Source organism: Marinobacterium sp. xm-g-59 (assembly GCF_013283315.1).
Lineage (GTDB): Bacteria > Pseudomonadota > Gammaproteobacteria > Pseudomonadales > Balneatricaceae > Marinobacterium_E.
This window is the reverse complement of sequence record NZ_WBYR01000003.1, coordinates 21,052-34,787: the sequence shown is the minus strand read 5'-3', so window position 1 is coordinate 34,787 and position 13,736 is coordinate 21,052. Positions and strand designations below refer to the sequence as shown.

At 49.3% G+C, this 13,736-nt stretch carries 16 protein-coding genes and 5 tRNA genes; 20 read left to right on the top strand and 1 reads right to left on the bottom strand.

Annotation, left to right across the window (positions count from 1 at the left end):
• Positions 1-45: 45 nt before the first annotated feature.
• Complete coding sequence (locus XMG59_RS04545) at positions 46-1,242, top strand: class I SAM-dependent rRNA methyltransferase (RefSeq protein WP_173482539.1); 1,197 nt, start codon at positions 46-48, stop codon at positions 1,240-1,242.
• Between the two features lie 146 nt (positions 1,243-1,388).
• Complete coding sequence (locus XMG59_RS04540) at positions 1,389-1,805, top strand: CBS domain-containing protein (RefSeq protein ID WP_173481781.1); 417 nt, start codon at positions 1,389-1,391, stop codon at positions 1,803-1,805.
• Positions 1,806-1,820: 15 nt separating this feature from the next.
• Here XMG59_RS04540 and XMG59_RS04535 read toward each other — a convergent pair whose 3' ends face one another.
• On the bottom strand, positions 1,821-2,480 hold the full coding sequence (locus XMG59_RS04535) for an HAD family phosphatase (protein ID WP_173481815.1): 660 nt from the start codon (positions 2,478-2,480) through the stop codon (positions 1,821-1,823).
• 140 nt (positions 2,481-2,620) lie between these two features.
• On the opposite strand from XMG59_RS04535, the gene rppH reads away from it, so the two are divergent.
• The 18 genes from rppH (at position 2,621) to rplA (ending at position 13,564) form a co-directional block, all read left to right on the top strand.
• Positions 2,621-3,106, top strand: a complete 486-nt coding sequence (gene rppH, locus XMG59_RS04530) for an RNA pyrophosphohydrolase (RefSeq protein WP_173498294.1) — start codon at positions 2,621-2,623, stop codon at positions 3,104-3,106.
• A gap of 33 nt (positions 3,107-3,139) precedes the next feature.
• Positions 3,140-5,434: a phosphoenolpyruvate--protein phosphotransferase gene (gene ptsP / locus XMG59_RS04525; protein WP_173481816.1), complete on the top strand. Its 2,295-nt coding sequence runs from the start codon at positions 3,140-3,142 to the stop codon at positions 5,432-5,434.
• Positions 5,435-6,244 (top strand): sulfite exporter TauE/SafE family protein, encoded by an 810-nt coding sequence (locus tag XMG59_RS04520; RefSeq protein ID WP_173481783.1) that lies wholly within the window; start codon positions 5,435-5,437, stop codon positions 6,242-6,244. It abuts the gene before it with no gap.
• Positions 6,244-7,023, top strand: coding sequence for a prolipoprotein diacylglyceryl transferase (gene lgt / locus XMG59_RS04515; RefSeq protein ID WP_173481817.1), 780 nt, complete (start codon positions 6,244-6,246; stop codon positions 7,021-7,023). Before XMG59_RS04520 ends, lgt begins: the two co-directional genes overlap by 1 nt.
• 14 nt (positions 7,024-7,037) lie before the next feature.
• Positions 7,038-7,889, top strand: coding sequence for a thymidylate synthase (locus XMG59_RS04510; protein ID WP_173481784.1), 852 nt, complete (start codon positions 7,038-7,040; stop codon positions 7,887-7,889).
• Between the two features lie 12 nt (positions 7,890-7,901).
• Positions 7,902-8,414 (top strand): dihydrofolate reductase, encoded by a 513-nt coding sequence (locus XMG59_RS04505; RefSeq protein ID WP_173481785.1) that lies wholly within the window; start codon positions 7,902-7,904, stop codon positions 8,412-8,414.
• Between the two features lie 2 nt (positions 8,415-8,416).
• On the top strand, positions 8,417-9,382 hold the full coding sequence (gene birA / locus XMG59_RS04500) for a bifunctional biotin--[acetyl-CoA-carboxylase] ligase/biotin operon repressor BirA (protein ID WP_173481786.1): 966 nt from the start codon (positions 8,417-8,419) through the stop codon (positions 9,380-9,382).
• Positions 9,372-10,094, top strand: a complete 723-nt coding sequence (locus XMG59_RS04495; protein ID WP_173498293.1) for a type III pantothenate kinase — start codon at positions 9,372-9,374, stop codon at positions 10,092-10,094. The genes birA and XMG59_RS04495 overlap by 11 nt, the downstream gene beginning before the upstream one ends.
• Complete coding sequence (locus XMG59_RS04490) at positions 10,094-10,735, top strand: hypothetical protein (protein WP_173481788.1); 642 nt, start codon at positions 10,094-10,096, stop codon at positions 10,733-10,735. Before XMG59_RS04495 ends, XMG59_RS04490 begins: the two co-directional genes overlap by 1 nt.
• 23 nt (positions 10,736-10,758) lie before the next feature.
• Positions 10,759-10,834 (top strand) — tRNA-Thr (locus tag XMG59_RS04485).
• A 17-nt stretch (positions 10,835-10,851) separates the two neighbouring features.
• Positions 10,852-10,935 (top strand) — tRNA-Tyr (locus XMG59_RS04480).
• Between the two features lie 17 nt (positions 10,936-10,952).
• Positions 10,953-11,027 (top strand) — tRNA-Gly (locus XMG59_RS04475).
• Positions 11,028-11,040: 13 nt separating this feature from the next.
• Positions 11,041-11,115: transfer RNA gene (locus XMG59_RS04470), tRNA-Thr, on the top strand.
• Positions 11,116-11,280: 165 nt separating this feature from the next.
• Positions 11,281-11,356: transfer RNA gene (locus XMG59_RS04465), tRNA-Trp, on the top strand.
• Positions 11,357-11,418: 62 nt separating this feature from the next.
• Positions 11,419-11,787: a preprotein translocase subunit SecE gene (gene secE / locus XMG59_RS04460; RefSeq protein ID WP_173481789.1), complete on the top strand. Its 369-nt coding sequence runs from the start codon at positions 11,419-11,421 to the stop codon at positions 11,785-11,787.
• Between the two features lie 9 nt (positions 11,788-11,796).
• Positions 11,797-12,339: a transcription termination/antitermination protein NusG gene (nusG, locus tag XMG59_RS04455; protein ID WP_173481790.1), complete on the top strand. Its 543-nt coding sequence runs from the start codon at positions 11,797-11,799 to the stop codon at positions 12,337-12,339.
• 95 nt (positions 12,340-12,434) lie between these two features.
• Positions 12,435-12,869, top strand: a complete 435-nt coding sequence (gene rplK, locus XMG59_RS04450; protein WP_173481791.1) for a 50S ribosomal protein L11 — start codon at positions 12,435-12,437, stop codon at positions 12,867-12,869.
• Positions 12,869-13,564, top strand: a complete 696-nt coding sequence (rplA, locus tag XMG59_RS04445) for a 50S ribosomal protein L1 (protein WP_173481792.1) — start codon at positions 12,869-12,871, stop codon at positions 13,562-13,564. Before rplK ends, rplA begins: the two co-directional genes overlap by 1 nt.
• Positions 13,565-13,736: the final 172 nt, after the last annotated feature.

The following is a 13,736-nucleotide window of genomic DNA, read 5'->3' as shown; positions in this document are numbered from 1 at the left end:
AGTTTCAATGCCAACCGGGGTATTTTTATTTTTGGTAATCGCTAGATGAAAGCAAAATCTTTAGTTCTACAGCAGGGTGCAGATCGCCGTCTTCGTGGCGGACACGTCTGGATCTACAGTAATGAGGTGGACAATAAAGCCTCACCCCTGAAAAATTTTGAGGTGGGAGAGCAGGTCCAGGTTGTAGATTCCCAAGGTCGCCCAAGAGGCAGTGCGATTATCAACCCCAATACCTTGATCTGTGGTCGTCTGTTTAGTCGTGATCCAGAGCAAGAGCTCGATCGCTCGCTGATTGTGCACCGTCTCAACATCGCACTGTCTTTGCGCGAGATGAGTTTTGATCAGCCCTGCTACCGCTTAGTGTATGGCGATTCGGACGGTCTACCTGGCCTAGTGATCGATCGATACTACGATATCTTTGTGATACAGATTTCGACGGCAGGGATGGAGAAGGTTCAGCATCATGTGATTGATGCCTTGAACAAGGTCTTTATGCCGGCCGCCATTGTGTTGCGTAATGACGGTAAGTTCCGTGAAACCGAAGGTCTTGAGGCCTACGTTGAGGTGGTTCAAGGTGAAGTCGGCGATCTGTCACCACTGTCTGAAAATGGCGTTAACCTAGTTGCACCCCTGTTGACGGGGCAAAAAACAGGTTGGTTCTACGATCACCGTGAAAACCGAGCACGTATGCAGACGATGGTGAAGGGTAAAAAGGTCCTTGATCTGTTCAGTTATGTGGGTGGCTGGGGTGCTCAAGCACTGGCTGCCGGCGCGTCTGAAGTGGCCTGTGTTGATGCGTCTGCAGGCGCACTGGAAGTGGCTGAAGAGAATGCGCGTCTACAAAATGCTCTGCCGAAATTTAGAGCTCTGCAAGGCGATGCCTTCGATATCTGTAAAACACTGGTAGCTGATAAAGAGCGCTTTGATGTGGTGATCGTCGATCCACCTGCCTTTATTATGCGCAAAAAAGACATTCGTAATGGTGAGCGTGCTTATGCACGTATCAACAACTTTGCGATGCGTCTGCTGAAGCGTGGTGGTGTGTTGGTATCGGCATCATGCTCAATGCACCTGCAGACAGACCGTCTAGTCGATACGCTACGGACCAACAGTCGTGAGCTGGATCGTCAGGGGCAAATTTTCGCACAGGGCTATCAGGGAGCGGATCACCCTATTCACCCAGCGATTCCTGAAACTGAGTATCTGAAAGCTTATTTCATGCGCTTATTGGCGAATGAGTGATCAGAATTTATGGAAGAGAAAAACGGAGCCTTAGCTCCGTTTTTTTGTGCCAGATCATTTGATTGATTATCTCTTAAGTCTGAGTGTGGAAAAAATTGGATTTTGAACCATAATGAAAGTGTGACTCTAATCAATAGGAGAGAGTAATGTTTTCCCAGAAACTGGTTTCAGATCTAATGGATGCTTCGGTCGTGCCTCTGCAAGAGTCTGCCTCTTTGGAGGTGGCGGTTGCCCACCTTGTTGATTCTAACTACCCGGGTCTGCCCGTTGTTAACACTGAGGGCAAAATTTCAGGATTCTTGTCAGAGCATGACTGCCTGCGCTACCTCATCTCAAGTAGCTACTATCTTGATGATCGCACCTGTGTCAGCGATATCATGTATCGCCAACCACTGACGGTCTCTCCTAAAGAGACGCTGTTGCAGCTGGCTGAGCGCATGGAAGGTGGTAAGCCTAAGGTTTACCCAGTCTGTGAAGAGGGTAAGTTGCTTGGAATAGTAACCCGTAAAAATGTGATGCGTGCACTTAATGACACGCTGGCGAATACCAAAAAATCCGCTTAAAACAGTTGCGTAGGATTAGCGGCGAAGATCAAGGATCGGCCAGCCGCGCTGCTGAGCTTCAGCTGTTAGTCGTTCGTCTGGGTTAACGGCTACGGCGCGTTCTACCTGCTCAAGCAGAGGTAGATCGTTGATTGAATCGCTGTAGAAGTGGCTGCCAGAGAGGTTGGCGTTGTGCTCTTTGAGCCACTCGTTGAGTCGGGTAACTTTGCCAGATTGGAAGCAGGGTGTGCCCGCTATTTTTCCTGTGTATGCACCATTGAGCTGTTCTGGCTCAGTGGCAAGAAACTCATCTACCTCTAAGCGTTTAGCAATGGGTCCTGTGACAAAGCTGTTGGTCGCGGTGATGATCATCAGCCTATCTCCCGCGGCGCGGTGTGTTGCTAAGAGCTCTTCAGCCTTAGGCAGGATGATCGGCTCAATAACCTCGGACATGAATTCGTTGTGCCACTGATCTAGTTGAGCTTTGCTGTGCTCTGTCAGTGGTTTTAACGCAAACTCGAGAAATTCGTTGATATCCATCGTACCCGCTTTGTACTGTTCAAAAAAGCGATCATTTGCGGCTCGGTAGGCGGTCTCATCAACAATGCCTTTTTGACACAAAAACTCCCCCCATGCGTGATCACTGTCGCCGTTGAGTAGGGTGTTATCCAGATCAAAAATAGCCAAGGGTTTCATAAGGTTCTCGTGTTTAGGATTCGCTGCAGAGAATACGGGTGTCTGAGCTGACTGGCAAGACACTGTGAATAGTCTATTTCTTAAAAGTTGGTACTGTGGAACAATAGGACCATAAGTTAAAGTTTTTTAAGGAAAACAAAGTGATCGATTCAGATGGGTTTAGACCGAATGTAGGTATCATTTTGGTTAACTCGCTGGGTCAAGTTCTGTGGGCGCGTCGTTGTGGTCAAGATGCGTGGCAGTTTCCACAAGGTGGAATCAATGCGGATGAGACCGCTGAACAAGCCATGTATCGTGAACTCCATGAAGAGATCGGCCTAACGAAAAAGGATGTGGAGATCCTCGGCGTTACCCGTGGTTGGTTAAGGTATCGTCTGCCAAAACGCATGATTCGTCGTAATCAGTTTCCACTCTGTATAGGTCAAAAACAGAAGTGGTTTATGTTGCGCATGTTGAGTCGTGACGAGGCAGTGAAAATCGACTGTTCGGACACCCCAGAATTTGATGGTTGGCGATGGGTGAGTTATTGGTACCCAATAGGGCAAGTCGTCTCATTTAAAAAAGAGGTTTATCGTAAAGCGATGCGGGAGTTATCTCCTCGTTTGACACGTATCGTTAAACGCTAGACACACAATGTCTAAAAGGAGTCGCACATGAGCATGCTCGCTCGATTGCGTCAGATTGTGCAGGAAGTAGGCAGTGAGTCCGATCTTGAGTCGGTACTCTCCCTTACTGTGCGTCGCATTCGTGAGACAATGTCGACTGAAGTGTGCTCCATCTACCTAACCGATACGCAAACGAATCGTTATGTGCTTCGTGCCACCGAGGGTTTGAATCAGGACGCGGTGGGTAAAGTCTCTCTATCCTCGACTGAGGGTATCGTGGGTTTAGTCGGTTCTCGTGCAGAACCGATCAACCTTGAAGATGCCTTCACTCACCCTTCGTTTGTCTATCTACAATCGACCGGTGAGGAGCGCTTCCACGCCTTCCTTGGTGTGCCGATTATCCATCAGCGTAAAGTGCACGGTGTGTTGGTTGTTCAGCAGCGGGAAGTTCGACGCTTTGATGAGTCTGAAGAGGCTTTCATGGTTACTCTGTCGGCTCAGCTCGCTGGCGTGATTGCCCATGCCGAGGCCACCGGCTCCATTCTTGATGTTTTTGCTGCCGCTAAACAGGATGATGAGCCTGTCACGGCGAAGCGTTTTGTCGGTATCGCTGGCGCACCCGGTGTCGCTATCGGTAATGTCTATGTGGCAACGCTCTCTGCAGATCTACGCAGTGTGCCTGACAAGCCTGCCAATGATATCCAGGCAGAGCTGCAAGATTTCGAACACGCCCTGGTTCAAGTGCGGGAAGATATTCAGAAGGTCTCTGACTCTCTAGCGACGCGCCTTAGAACAGAGGAGCAGGCGCTCTTCGAAGTCTACCTCCGTATGCTGGATGACAATGCCATTCCAAGTGAAGTGCGAACTAAGATTGAGGCAGGAAACTGGGCTCAGGGTGCGCTTCGGGAAGTTATTCAAGCTCATGTTAGGCAGTTCTCCGATATGGAGGACCCCTACTTGCGCGAGCGGGCAACTGACATTCGTGACTTAGGTCGTCGTCTGCTCTCGGCAATGCAACAAGAGGGGGCTGAACGGGTTCCTGATTTCCCAGATAACACGGTTTTGATTGCCGATGACCTTTCGCCGGCTATGCTCGGTTTGGTGCCTGAAGATAAGTTGGTCGGTATGGTGTCTGTGACCGGCTCTGGCTCCTCACATGCCGCCATATTGGCTCGTTCAATGGGTATTCCAACGCTGATGGGTGTGGTTGAGCTGCCCTATACCAAGCTTGATGGTCGTCAGGTTATTGTCGATGGCTACTCAGGCAGGATCTACGTTGACCCGACAGATGATCTGTTAGAAGCCTACAGCTCTATTCTCAAAGAGGAGCGAGCGATTGAGGCTAACCTGGATCAACTTCGCGACCTTCCCGCTGAGACACAAGATGGTTTCAATCAGACGTTATGGGTTAATACCGGTCTGACGGCAGATGTGGAGCGTGCGGTTAAACGCGGTGCTGAAGGTATCGGACTCTATCGTACAGAAATTCCGTTTATGATTAGGGATACTTTTCCTTCTGAACTAGAGCAAGCGGACAGTTACCGTCGTCAACTGGAAGCCTTTGCCCCCAAACCTGTAACCATGCGCACCCTAGATATTGGTGGTGATAAGGCGTTGCCCTATTTCCCAATTGAGGAAGAGAACCCATTCCTTGGTTGGCGAGGCATTCGTGTCACCTTAGATCATCCCGAGATCTTCCTTGTTCAGGTGCGTGCTATGTTGCGGGCATCTGAGGGGCTCAATAACTTAAGGATCATGCTGCCAATGATCAGCAGTGTTCAAGAGGTGGAAGCGGCGCTGGAGCAGATTAATCAGGCGTTCAACGAGTTGTTGGAGGAGGGGTTGGATCTTCAGAAGCCTGAGATTGGCGTCATGATTGAAGTGCCCGCTGCGGTCTATCAAATTGGCCGTTTTGCGCCTTTGATCGATTTTGTCTCAGTCGGTTCTAATGATTTGACTCAGTATCTGCTCGCAGTTGATCGCAATAATCCGCGTGTTGCTGATCTCTACACCACCTATCACCCATCGGTGTTGCAGGCACTGCAGTTGATTGCTAATGAGGCGCACAAATACCAGAAACAGGTCTCTATCTGTGGTGAGATGGCGGCCGATCCCGGCGGTGCGTTGCTGTTGATGGCGATGGGTTATGACGTGCTTTCAATGAACTCGACCAACTTACCTAAAGTTAAGTTGGCGATTCGCAGTGTTGAATATAAAGATGCAGCGTTGCTTTTAGGGCAGGTGATGAAAATGGATGAGTCTTCAGATATTCACCTATTGCTTCGTGAAACGCTTCAAAACGCGGGTCTGACACAGTTGACGCGTCCCGTTCTTCCAGGAAACGATTAGATGATAGAGACATTAATTACCTACCTAGTTCTAGGTTCGGTGGCTGGCGTTGTGGCTGGGCTCTTTGGTATTGGTGGCGGTCTTTTGATCGTCCCCGTTCTTATCTTTAGCTTTACGGCTCAGGCGATGCCAGAGGTCGTTGTGACCCACGCTGCAGTAGCGACTTCACTTGCAACCATTGTGGTTACCTCGATCAGTTCGGTACTGGCGCATAATAAACGCGGTGCGGTTCGCTTTGATCAGTTTAAGCCGCTCGCTGTCGGTGTTGCCGTTGGTGCTATGGTCGGTGTTTGGATCGCTGATCAGTTAAGTGGTGATAATCTTCAAATCATCTTTGGAGTTTTTGCCTGTATGGTCGCAGTGCAGATGGCTTTCGATTTGAAGCCGCGTCAGGGTAAAAGCACGCCTGAAAACTTAGAGTTGGGTGTTGCGGGTTCAGTCATTGGTGGAGCCTCCTCTATTTTTGGTATCGGCGGTGGTACCTTGACGGTGCCCTACTTGACCGCTCGAGGCAGTGAGATGCGTGAAGCAGTCGGCACTTCAGCCGCAGTCGGTTTGCCCATCGCGCTGTTCAGTGCTCTGGCTTATATCTGGGCCGGCCAAGATGCGGCGGGTATGCCTGCCTATAGTGTTGGCTACATCTATCTGCCAGCCTTTGTGGGCATTGCGATTGCCAGTTCACAGTTTGCTCGAGTCGGTGCGAAATTGGCGCACTCTCTGCCACAAAAACACCTGAAAAAGATCTTTGCCATCTTCTTAATGGTCATTGGTGTTCGTTTCTTGCTGATTAACTTGATGGGGTTGGCGTGATCTGGACTCATGATATTGACCCAGTTGCGGTCGGCTTTGGTGCGCTTCAAATTCATTGGTACGGCATTATGTACCTGCTCGCATTCGGTTCGGCCTATTGGTTGGGTACTGTTCAAGCAAAGCGAACCGGTCTATGGAGCGAAAAGCAGCTTTCTGATCTGATTTTTTATGGTGCTCTAGGTGTCATTCTTGGTGGCCGAGTCGGTTATGTCCTTTTCTACCACTTTGACTACTTCTTAGAAAATCCCCTCTGGTTATTCCATGTTTGGGAAGGGGGGATGTCCTTCCATGGTGGTTTGTTAGGGGTGGTTGCTGTCATTCTCTGGTTCTCTAAAAGTCAGGGTAAATCGCTTTTCGAGATCGGTGATTTTGTCGCCCCGCTCGTGCCTTTAGGTTTGGCTGCTGGCAGGATGGGTAACTTCATCGGTGGTGAGTTGTGGGGGCGTGCCACTGATCAGACCTGGGGTGTGATCTTTCCACGTGCCAACGACCTGTTAGCTAGACACCCTTCGCAGCTTTATGAGGCGCTGCTCGAAGGTATTGTTCTGTTCTCAATTGTCTGGATCTACTCAATGAAACCGCGCAAGTTGGGGTCGGTTTCAGGGCTCTTTTTGTTAGGTTACGGCCTTGCTCGTAGCGCTGTAGAGTTCTTTAGGGAGCCGGATGCGCATCTTGGCTTTATTGGGTTTGATGTTTTAACAATGGGTCAGTTACTCTCTCTACCCATGATTTTGATTGGGCTTTATCTGCTTATGCGCCCAGTTGCGTCGAAAAATTAATCTAAGGTTATTGGATGAAACAGTATTTAGAGTTGTGCCAACGCATCATTGATGAAGGCGTCTGGGTGGGTAATGAGCGCACCGGTAAGCGTTGTTTAACAGTGATTGATGCCAATCTTGAATATGATGTCGCGGGCAATCAGTTCCCGCTCGTCACAACGCGCAAGAGTTTTTACAAAGCGGCTATTGCTGAGCTATTGGGTTACCTACGTGGATACGATAGTGCGGCTCAGTTTCGTGATATTGGCTGTAATACGTGGAATGCTAACGCAAACGAGAATGGTGCTTGGTTGAATAATCCTGCTCGTAAAGGTGAGGATGACATGGGGCGTGTTTACGGAGTGCAGGGTCGTCAGTGGATGGCGTCCGATGGCAGCGTCACCGATCAGCTTAAGAAGATTGTTGATAACCTCTCTAAAGGGATCGATGATCGCGGCGAAATCCTGACCTTCTACAACCCGGGTGAGTTTCATCTTGGTTGTCTGCGTCCTTGTATGCATACCCACACCTTTTCGCTATTGGGTGATCAGCTCTTTTTAACATCCTATCAGCGCAGTTGTGATGTGCCGCTGGGCCTCAATTTTAATCAGGTTCAGGTCTATGTGTTGTTGGCGTTGATGGCCCAGATAACCGGTCATAAACCAGGTAAGGCGTATCATAAGATCGTCAATGCGCACATCTATGAAGATCAGTTGGAGTTGATGCGTGACGTGCAGCTTAAGCGCGAACCTTTCCCTAGCCCGCAGTTAAAGATCAATCCCGATATTAAATCGCTTGAGGATATCGAAACCTGGGTGACAACGGATGACTTTGAAGTGGTTGGCTATCAGTACCATGACGCCATTCAATACCCATTTTCTGTATAAGTAGGAGAGGTTATGAGATTAGCTTTAATCGTCGCTCAGGGTTTAAATCGCGTTATTGGTAATGACAATAAACTGCCTTGGTACCTACCTGAAGATCTGCGTTATTTCAAAGAGGTGACCATGGGTAAGCCCATTATTATGGGTCGCAAAACCTTTGAGTCGATTGGCAAGCCTCTGCCAGGTCGTTTGAATATCGTCATTACACGAGATTCGAATTGGAGTGCTGAAGGTGTCAAAATCGTGGCAAGCCTAGAAGAGGCTATCGAGGTCGGTGAGGCACAGGCTATGATCGATGGGGTAGAGGAGGCTGTCATTATTGGTGGTGCTCAGATCTATGCACAATCGCTACCTCTTGTTGATCGTCTCTACCTGACACAGGTAGAGGCTGAACCCGAGGGTGATGCTCATTTTCCTGAAATTGACTACGGCCAGTGGCAAGAGTTGGGTCGTCAATCTTTTCCTGCCGGCGATCAGCCGAACCGCTACCCCTACGCATTCATCGTCTACGACCGCAGCGAGGCGTAACCGTGCAACGACTGTTATCGCTGCTGGCAGATGGCCAGTATCGCAGTGGTAACAGTCTGGCTGCGATTCTGGACATATCCTCATCCGCACTTCGAAAAGAGTTAGATAAACTCAGTGCTCTGGGAATCGCTATTCAATCATCGAGAGGGCGGGGTTATCGCATCAATGGCGGTCTAGATCTGCTTGATGAACAGTTTATCGCAAATGAGTTGTCCTCTCTTAACTATGACCGCATCGACGTTTTAGATTCGGTCGACTCGACCAATCGTGTTGCGCAAACCCATATGTCTGATGGCTGTCGCAAAGTGTTAGTGGCAGCTGAGTATCAGGGGCAGGGTCGAGGTAGACGCGGACGTCAGTGGGTGAGCCCTTTTGCGGCCAATTTGTATCTTTCACTGGGCTGCCAATTTAAAGGGGGCGCGGCAGCACTCCAAGGTCTAAGTTTGGCGGTTGGGTTGGCTGTTCAGCAGGCATTGAGTTCGCTTGCTGTGACAGGAGTGCAGTTGAAGTGGCCGAATGATCTCCTATTAGAGAAGCGTAAGCTGGGTGGGGTATTGATCGAGCTGGCCGGCGATCTGACGGGTGAGTGTTCTGCTGTGATTGGTGTTGGGATCAATGTGAAGATGCCGGACAGTGTCAATTCGAGCATTGACCAAGAGTGGTCGGATTTGGGCAACTACATGTCAGGTACGCTAACTCGTTCTCAGCTTTTGATTGAGATTGTCCGATCATTAACTCAACTGTTAAATGAGTTTGAAACAAAAGGTTTCTCGGCATACGCTCAGCAGTGGCAGGCGGTCCATGCATTCCAAGATTATCCTGTTAGGCTCTTAATGGGTCACGCTGAAGTGGAGGGTATTTGCCGAGGTGTGGATGCGCAGGGTGAGGTGCTAGTGGAGGTTGAGGGTAAGCTAAACCGTTACTCTGCTGGTGAGATTAGTTTACGAGGAGTTAACAGTGCGTCTTGAACTGGATATAGGCAACAGTCGAGTTAAGTGGCGCCTGGTATCAGATCGGGTTGAACGCGAGGGTGTGACCAGACTGGTTGATCCTCAATGGCCTGATGCATCGGTGGATGCTCTTTGGATTAGCTCAGTTGCGGCGTCAGAGGTTAATGAAAGGCTCTCCTCGGAACTGGAACAGCGCTATGGCTGTACTCCAGAGTTTGCTCGTGTTTCGAAAGAGTGCGCGGGTGTGCGCTGTGGATATGAGGAGGTCTCTCGATTAGGTGTCGACCGTTGGTTGGTTTTGTTGGCTGCTTTTCAGAGAGGGAAGGGAGTGCCCGCGATACTGGTTGATGCCGGCAGTGCGGTGACCATCGATCTATTGACGGCAAATGGGCAGCATACAGGTGGATTTATCACCCCAGGTTACCAAATGCTGCAGAGTGCGCTGCTGGGGCAAACGGCAAACATCCGTTTTGAGCAAGAGGCTAGTGCTCAACCCTTTGGTGGAGTCGATACTGCTAGCTGTGTTTCATCAGGTGCGGAGTTAGTATTTGCCGGTCTGGCTCACTCTATTATGGCTCTAAGAGCAGATTTCCATGAGCAGGCGAGTGTTCTGTTAACCGGTGGTGATGCTCTTAAGCTTTTTGAATATATTAAGTCAGAACCTAGGGTTGAGTGTCTGCCAAACCTGGTGTTAGATGGATTGAGTTTGGCGGAGAGGGTGACACTTTAATGTTACGTTGGTTGGTGTTGTTAGTGCTTTTAGGGAATGCGCTGCTGTTTTTGTGGTACGCGCAAGAGTACCGATTTGCAGACACCGTCAGGCAGCCAGACATCAGGCCGGCCGCGCTTCGACTTCCCAATGAACTTGATGCAAGCGAGCAGTTAGTATTGCGTCCAAGGGAGTGTGGTTATTTTCAGCCTTTAGAGAGTGACTATGAGGCAGAGAGGTTGCTTATTCAGCTTGAAGGCTATGGAGTAGATCTCGCTTACGAAAAGATTCCTCCTGTTGCGCAAGGTTGGAAAGTTGAATTGCCCCTGCCAGCAGATGCCGATCGTCGTGTTGCCTTGCTCGATCAGCTGGCGTCACTGGGTTGGGTTCCCGAGAGTCGCGATGGTGCACTAGTGATGGGCGTCTATCCTGATGATGCTGCCGTCGATGAGTTGCGAAAGCAGTTCCCAGATGATTTACAGAGCAAATTGCGTAAAAAGGTTAACACCATTCAAAGTGATGCTTTTCGTGTGACTGTAAGCTACCTACAAGGGTTTGAATTTGATCAAGAATTGATCGAAATGGTCGCGACACAGTGGCCTGGCGCTCAATTTGAAAAAAAACCCTGCGAAGGGGTTGCAACGCTGAAACCTGATCAGTAAGATACGCCCCACTTCATTGCTGAGCCGGTATAGCTCAGTTGGTAGAGCAACTGACTTGTAATCAGTAGGTCCCGAGTTCGACTCTTGGTGCCGGCACCATTTCAGCAATAAGTACTGGTGGGATTCCCGAGTGGCCAAAGGGATCGGATTGTAAATCCGACGCGAAAGCTTCGATGGTTCGAATCCATCTCCCACCACCATTTCGATAGCTCCTTCGGCGGGTATGGTATAGTGGCTATTACCTCAGCCTTCCAAGCTGAAGAGGCGGGTTCGATTCCCGCTACCCGCTCCAATCGACGATATTCGCTCATGTAGCTCAGGGGTAGAGCACACCCTTGGTAAGGGTGAGGTCGGCGGTTCAAATCCGCCCATGAGCTCCATGACACATGTAAGGTAGATTAATTGTCTGCCTTTTTTTACGTCTTGGGGTAGGTGTCAGAGCGTTTCGAAGTGGGTTTTCAATACCGCATAGGCTGCTGAATTTCTTGGTTTTATCAGTTGAAACTGAGATTTTAGGCGGGTATAATGCGCGTCCCTTGTTGTATAGGGTAGTGGCTCAATTGGCAGAGCAGCGGTCTCCAAAACCGCAGGTTGGGGGTTCGAGTCCCTCCTACCCTGCCACCTTTTGCAGGTGGTTTATATGCAGCAAATCTAGCTTAAGTGTTTGATTAGTAGAGGTTCTGGTGAACTCAAAAGTTTCTGACGACGTGTCTAAATTTGACAGCCTGAAGTGGCTTGTTGTTATTGCGATCGTTGCTGTTGGTGTGGTCGGTAACTCTGTCTACGCTAACGAGTCACTGCTCTATCGTGTGCTTGCGTTAGTTGCGCTCGCAATTGTAGCTGGCTTTGTTGCACTTCAAACGGCAAAAGGTAAAGCGTTCTTCCGTCTATTCAAAGAGGCGAAGAATGAGATTCGCAAAGTGGTATGGCCAACTCGTCAAGAGACTTTGCAGACGACCTTGATCGTTGTTGTGGCTGTATTGATTGTTGGTCTTTTGCTTTGGGGTCTGGACTCGCTACTCGGCTGGGTAGTGTCTGGCTTTATTGGTTAAGAGGTTTCTATGAGTTCAGAAAAGATGCGCTGGTACGTTGTTCACGCTTACTCTGGTTATGAGAAGCGTGTTCAGGCTGGTCTGCTAGAAGCGATCGAGCGTCACGGTATGGAAGATCTGTTTGGCGATATCCTTGTGCCAACAGAAGAGGTTGTAGAGATCCGTGATGGTAAGAAGCGTAAGTCTGAGCGCAAGTTCTACCCAGGTTATGTGCTTGTTAACATGGTGATGAACGACGAAACTTGGCACATGGTTAAGAGTACGCCACGTGTTCTAGGTTTCATAGGTGGTACGGCAGATAAGCCTGCACCAATTACTCAGCGTGAAGCTGATGAGATTCTACGTCGTGTAGAGAGTGGTGTTGATAAGCCACGTCCTAAGACGATGTTTGAAGCGGGTGAGATGGTGCGTGTTAATGATGGCCCATTCGCTGACTTCAATGGTGTTGTTGAAGAGGTTGATTACGAGAAGTCACGTCTGAAAGTGGCTGTATTGATCTTCGGTCGCTCAACACCGGTTGAACTTGAGTTCCGTCAGGTCGAAAAAGTTTAACGAAGGTTTTTAACGAACTGAGTGGCTGAAAGGCTGCTCGGTTTTTGTTGTGTAAAGGGGAGCCGAGAGGCGCTTGTACCCAAAGGAGTAGCTCAATGGCTAAGAAGATAGAAGCCTACATTAAGTTGCAGGTTAAAGCAGGTCAGGCGAACCCAAGTCCGCCAGTAGGTCCTGCGCTAGGTCAACACGGTGTGAACATCATGGAGTTCTGTAAAGCGTTCAACGCACAGACTCAATCGATGGAACCTGGTATGCCAATTCCAGTGGTTATCACTGTATACGCTGATCGTAGCTTTACGTTCATCACTAAGACTCCACCAGCTTCAATCCTATTGAAGAAAGCGGTTGGTCTTAAATCTGGTTCATCTCGTCCAAACACTGAGAAAGTGGGTACTGTTACTCGCGCTCAGCTTGAAGAGATTGCAACAATTAAAATGGCTGACCTTACTGCTGCGGACATGGATGCAGCGGTACGTACGATTGCAGGTTCTGCACGTCGCATGGGTCTAGTTGTGGAGGGTGATGAGTAATGGCTAAGTTGACTAAACGTCAAAAGGCGATCGCTGAAAAAGTAGAAGCGGGTAAATTGTACGCTGCTGCTGATGCTGCTCAGATTCTTTCAGAAGTTTCTGCTGTTAAATTCGCTGAGTCTGTAGATGTTGCGATCAACCTAGGTGTTGATCCGAAGAAATCTGACCAGGTTGTACGTGGTTCAAGTGTTCTTCCAAACGGTACAGGTAAAGAAGTTCGTGTTGCTGTATTTGCTCAAGGCGAAAACGCTGAGAAAGCAAAAGAAGCGGGCGCGGACGTTGTTGGTTTTGAAGATCTTGCTGAGTCAGTTAAAGCTGGCAACCTAGACTTCGACGTAGTAATTGCAAGCCCAGACGCTATGCGCGTTGTTGGTGCGCTAGGTACAGTGCTTGGTCCACGTGGCCTAATGCCAAACCCTAAGGTTGGTACTGTAACTCCAGATGTTGCTGGTGCAGTTAAGAATGCTAAATCTGGTCAGGTACGTTTCCGTACTGATAAGAACGGCATCATTCACGCGTCAGTTGGTAAAGTAGGCTTCGAGCCAAACCAAATCGCTGAAAACGTAGCGGCTCTACTTGCTGAGCTTAAGAAACTTAAGCCAGCGTCTGCTAAAGGCGTTTACGTTAAGAAAGTAACCCTGTCTACCACTATGGGACCGGGTCTACAGGTGGATGTTGCGTCACTAGACGCTTAATCCTCCAGCAAAGGTATTTGAGGGTCTTCAGACCTGTCTGACAGAGACGAAGACCGTCAAAGACCGCAGGTGATGCTATTGATTCTTCAGTGGCATCTTAATGGGCCAACCAGCCTGCGCAGACGGTGAGATTCCTCGGAATCATTTTAGCCGTACTCATGCCTCGCGTAAG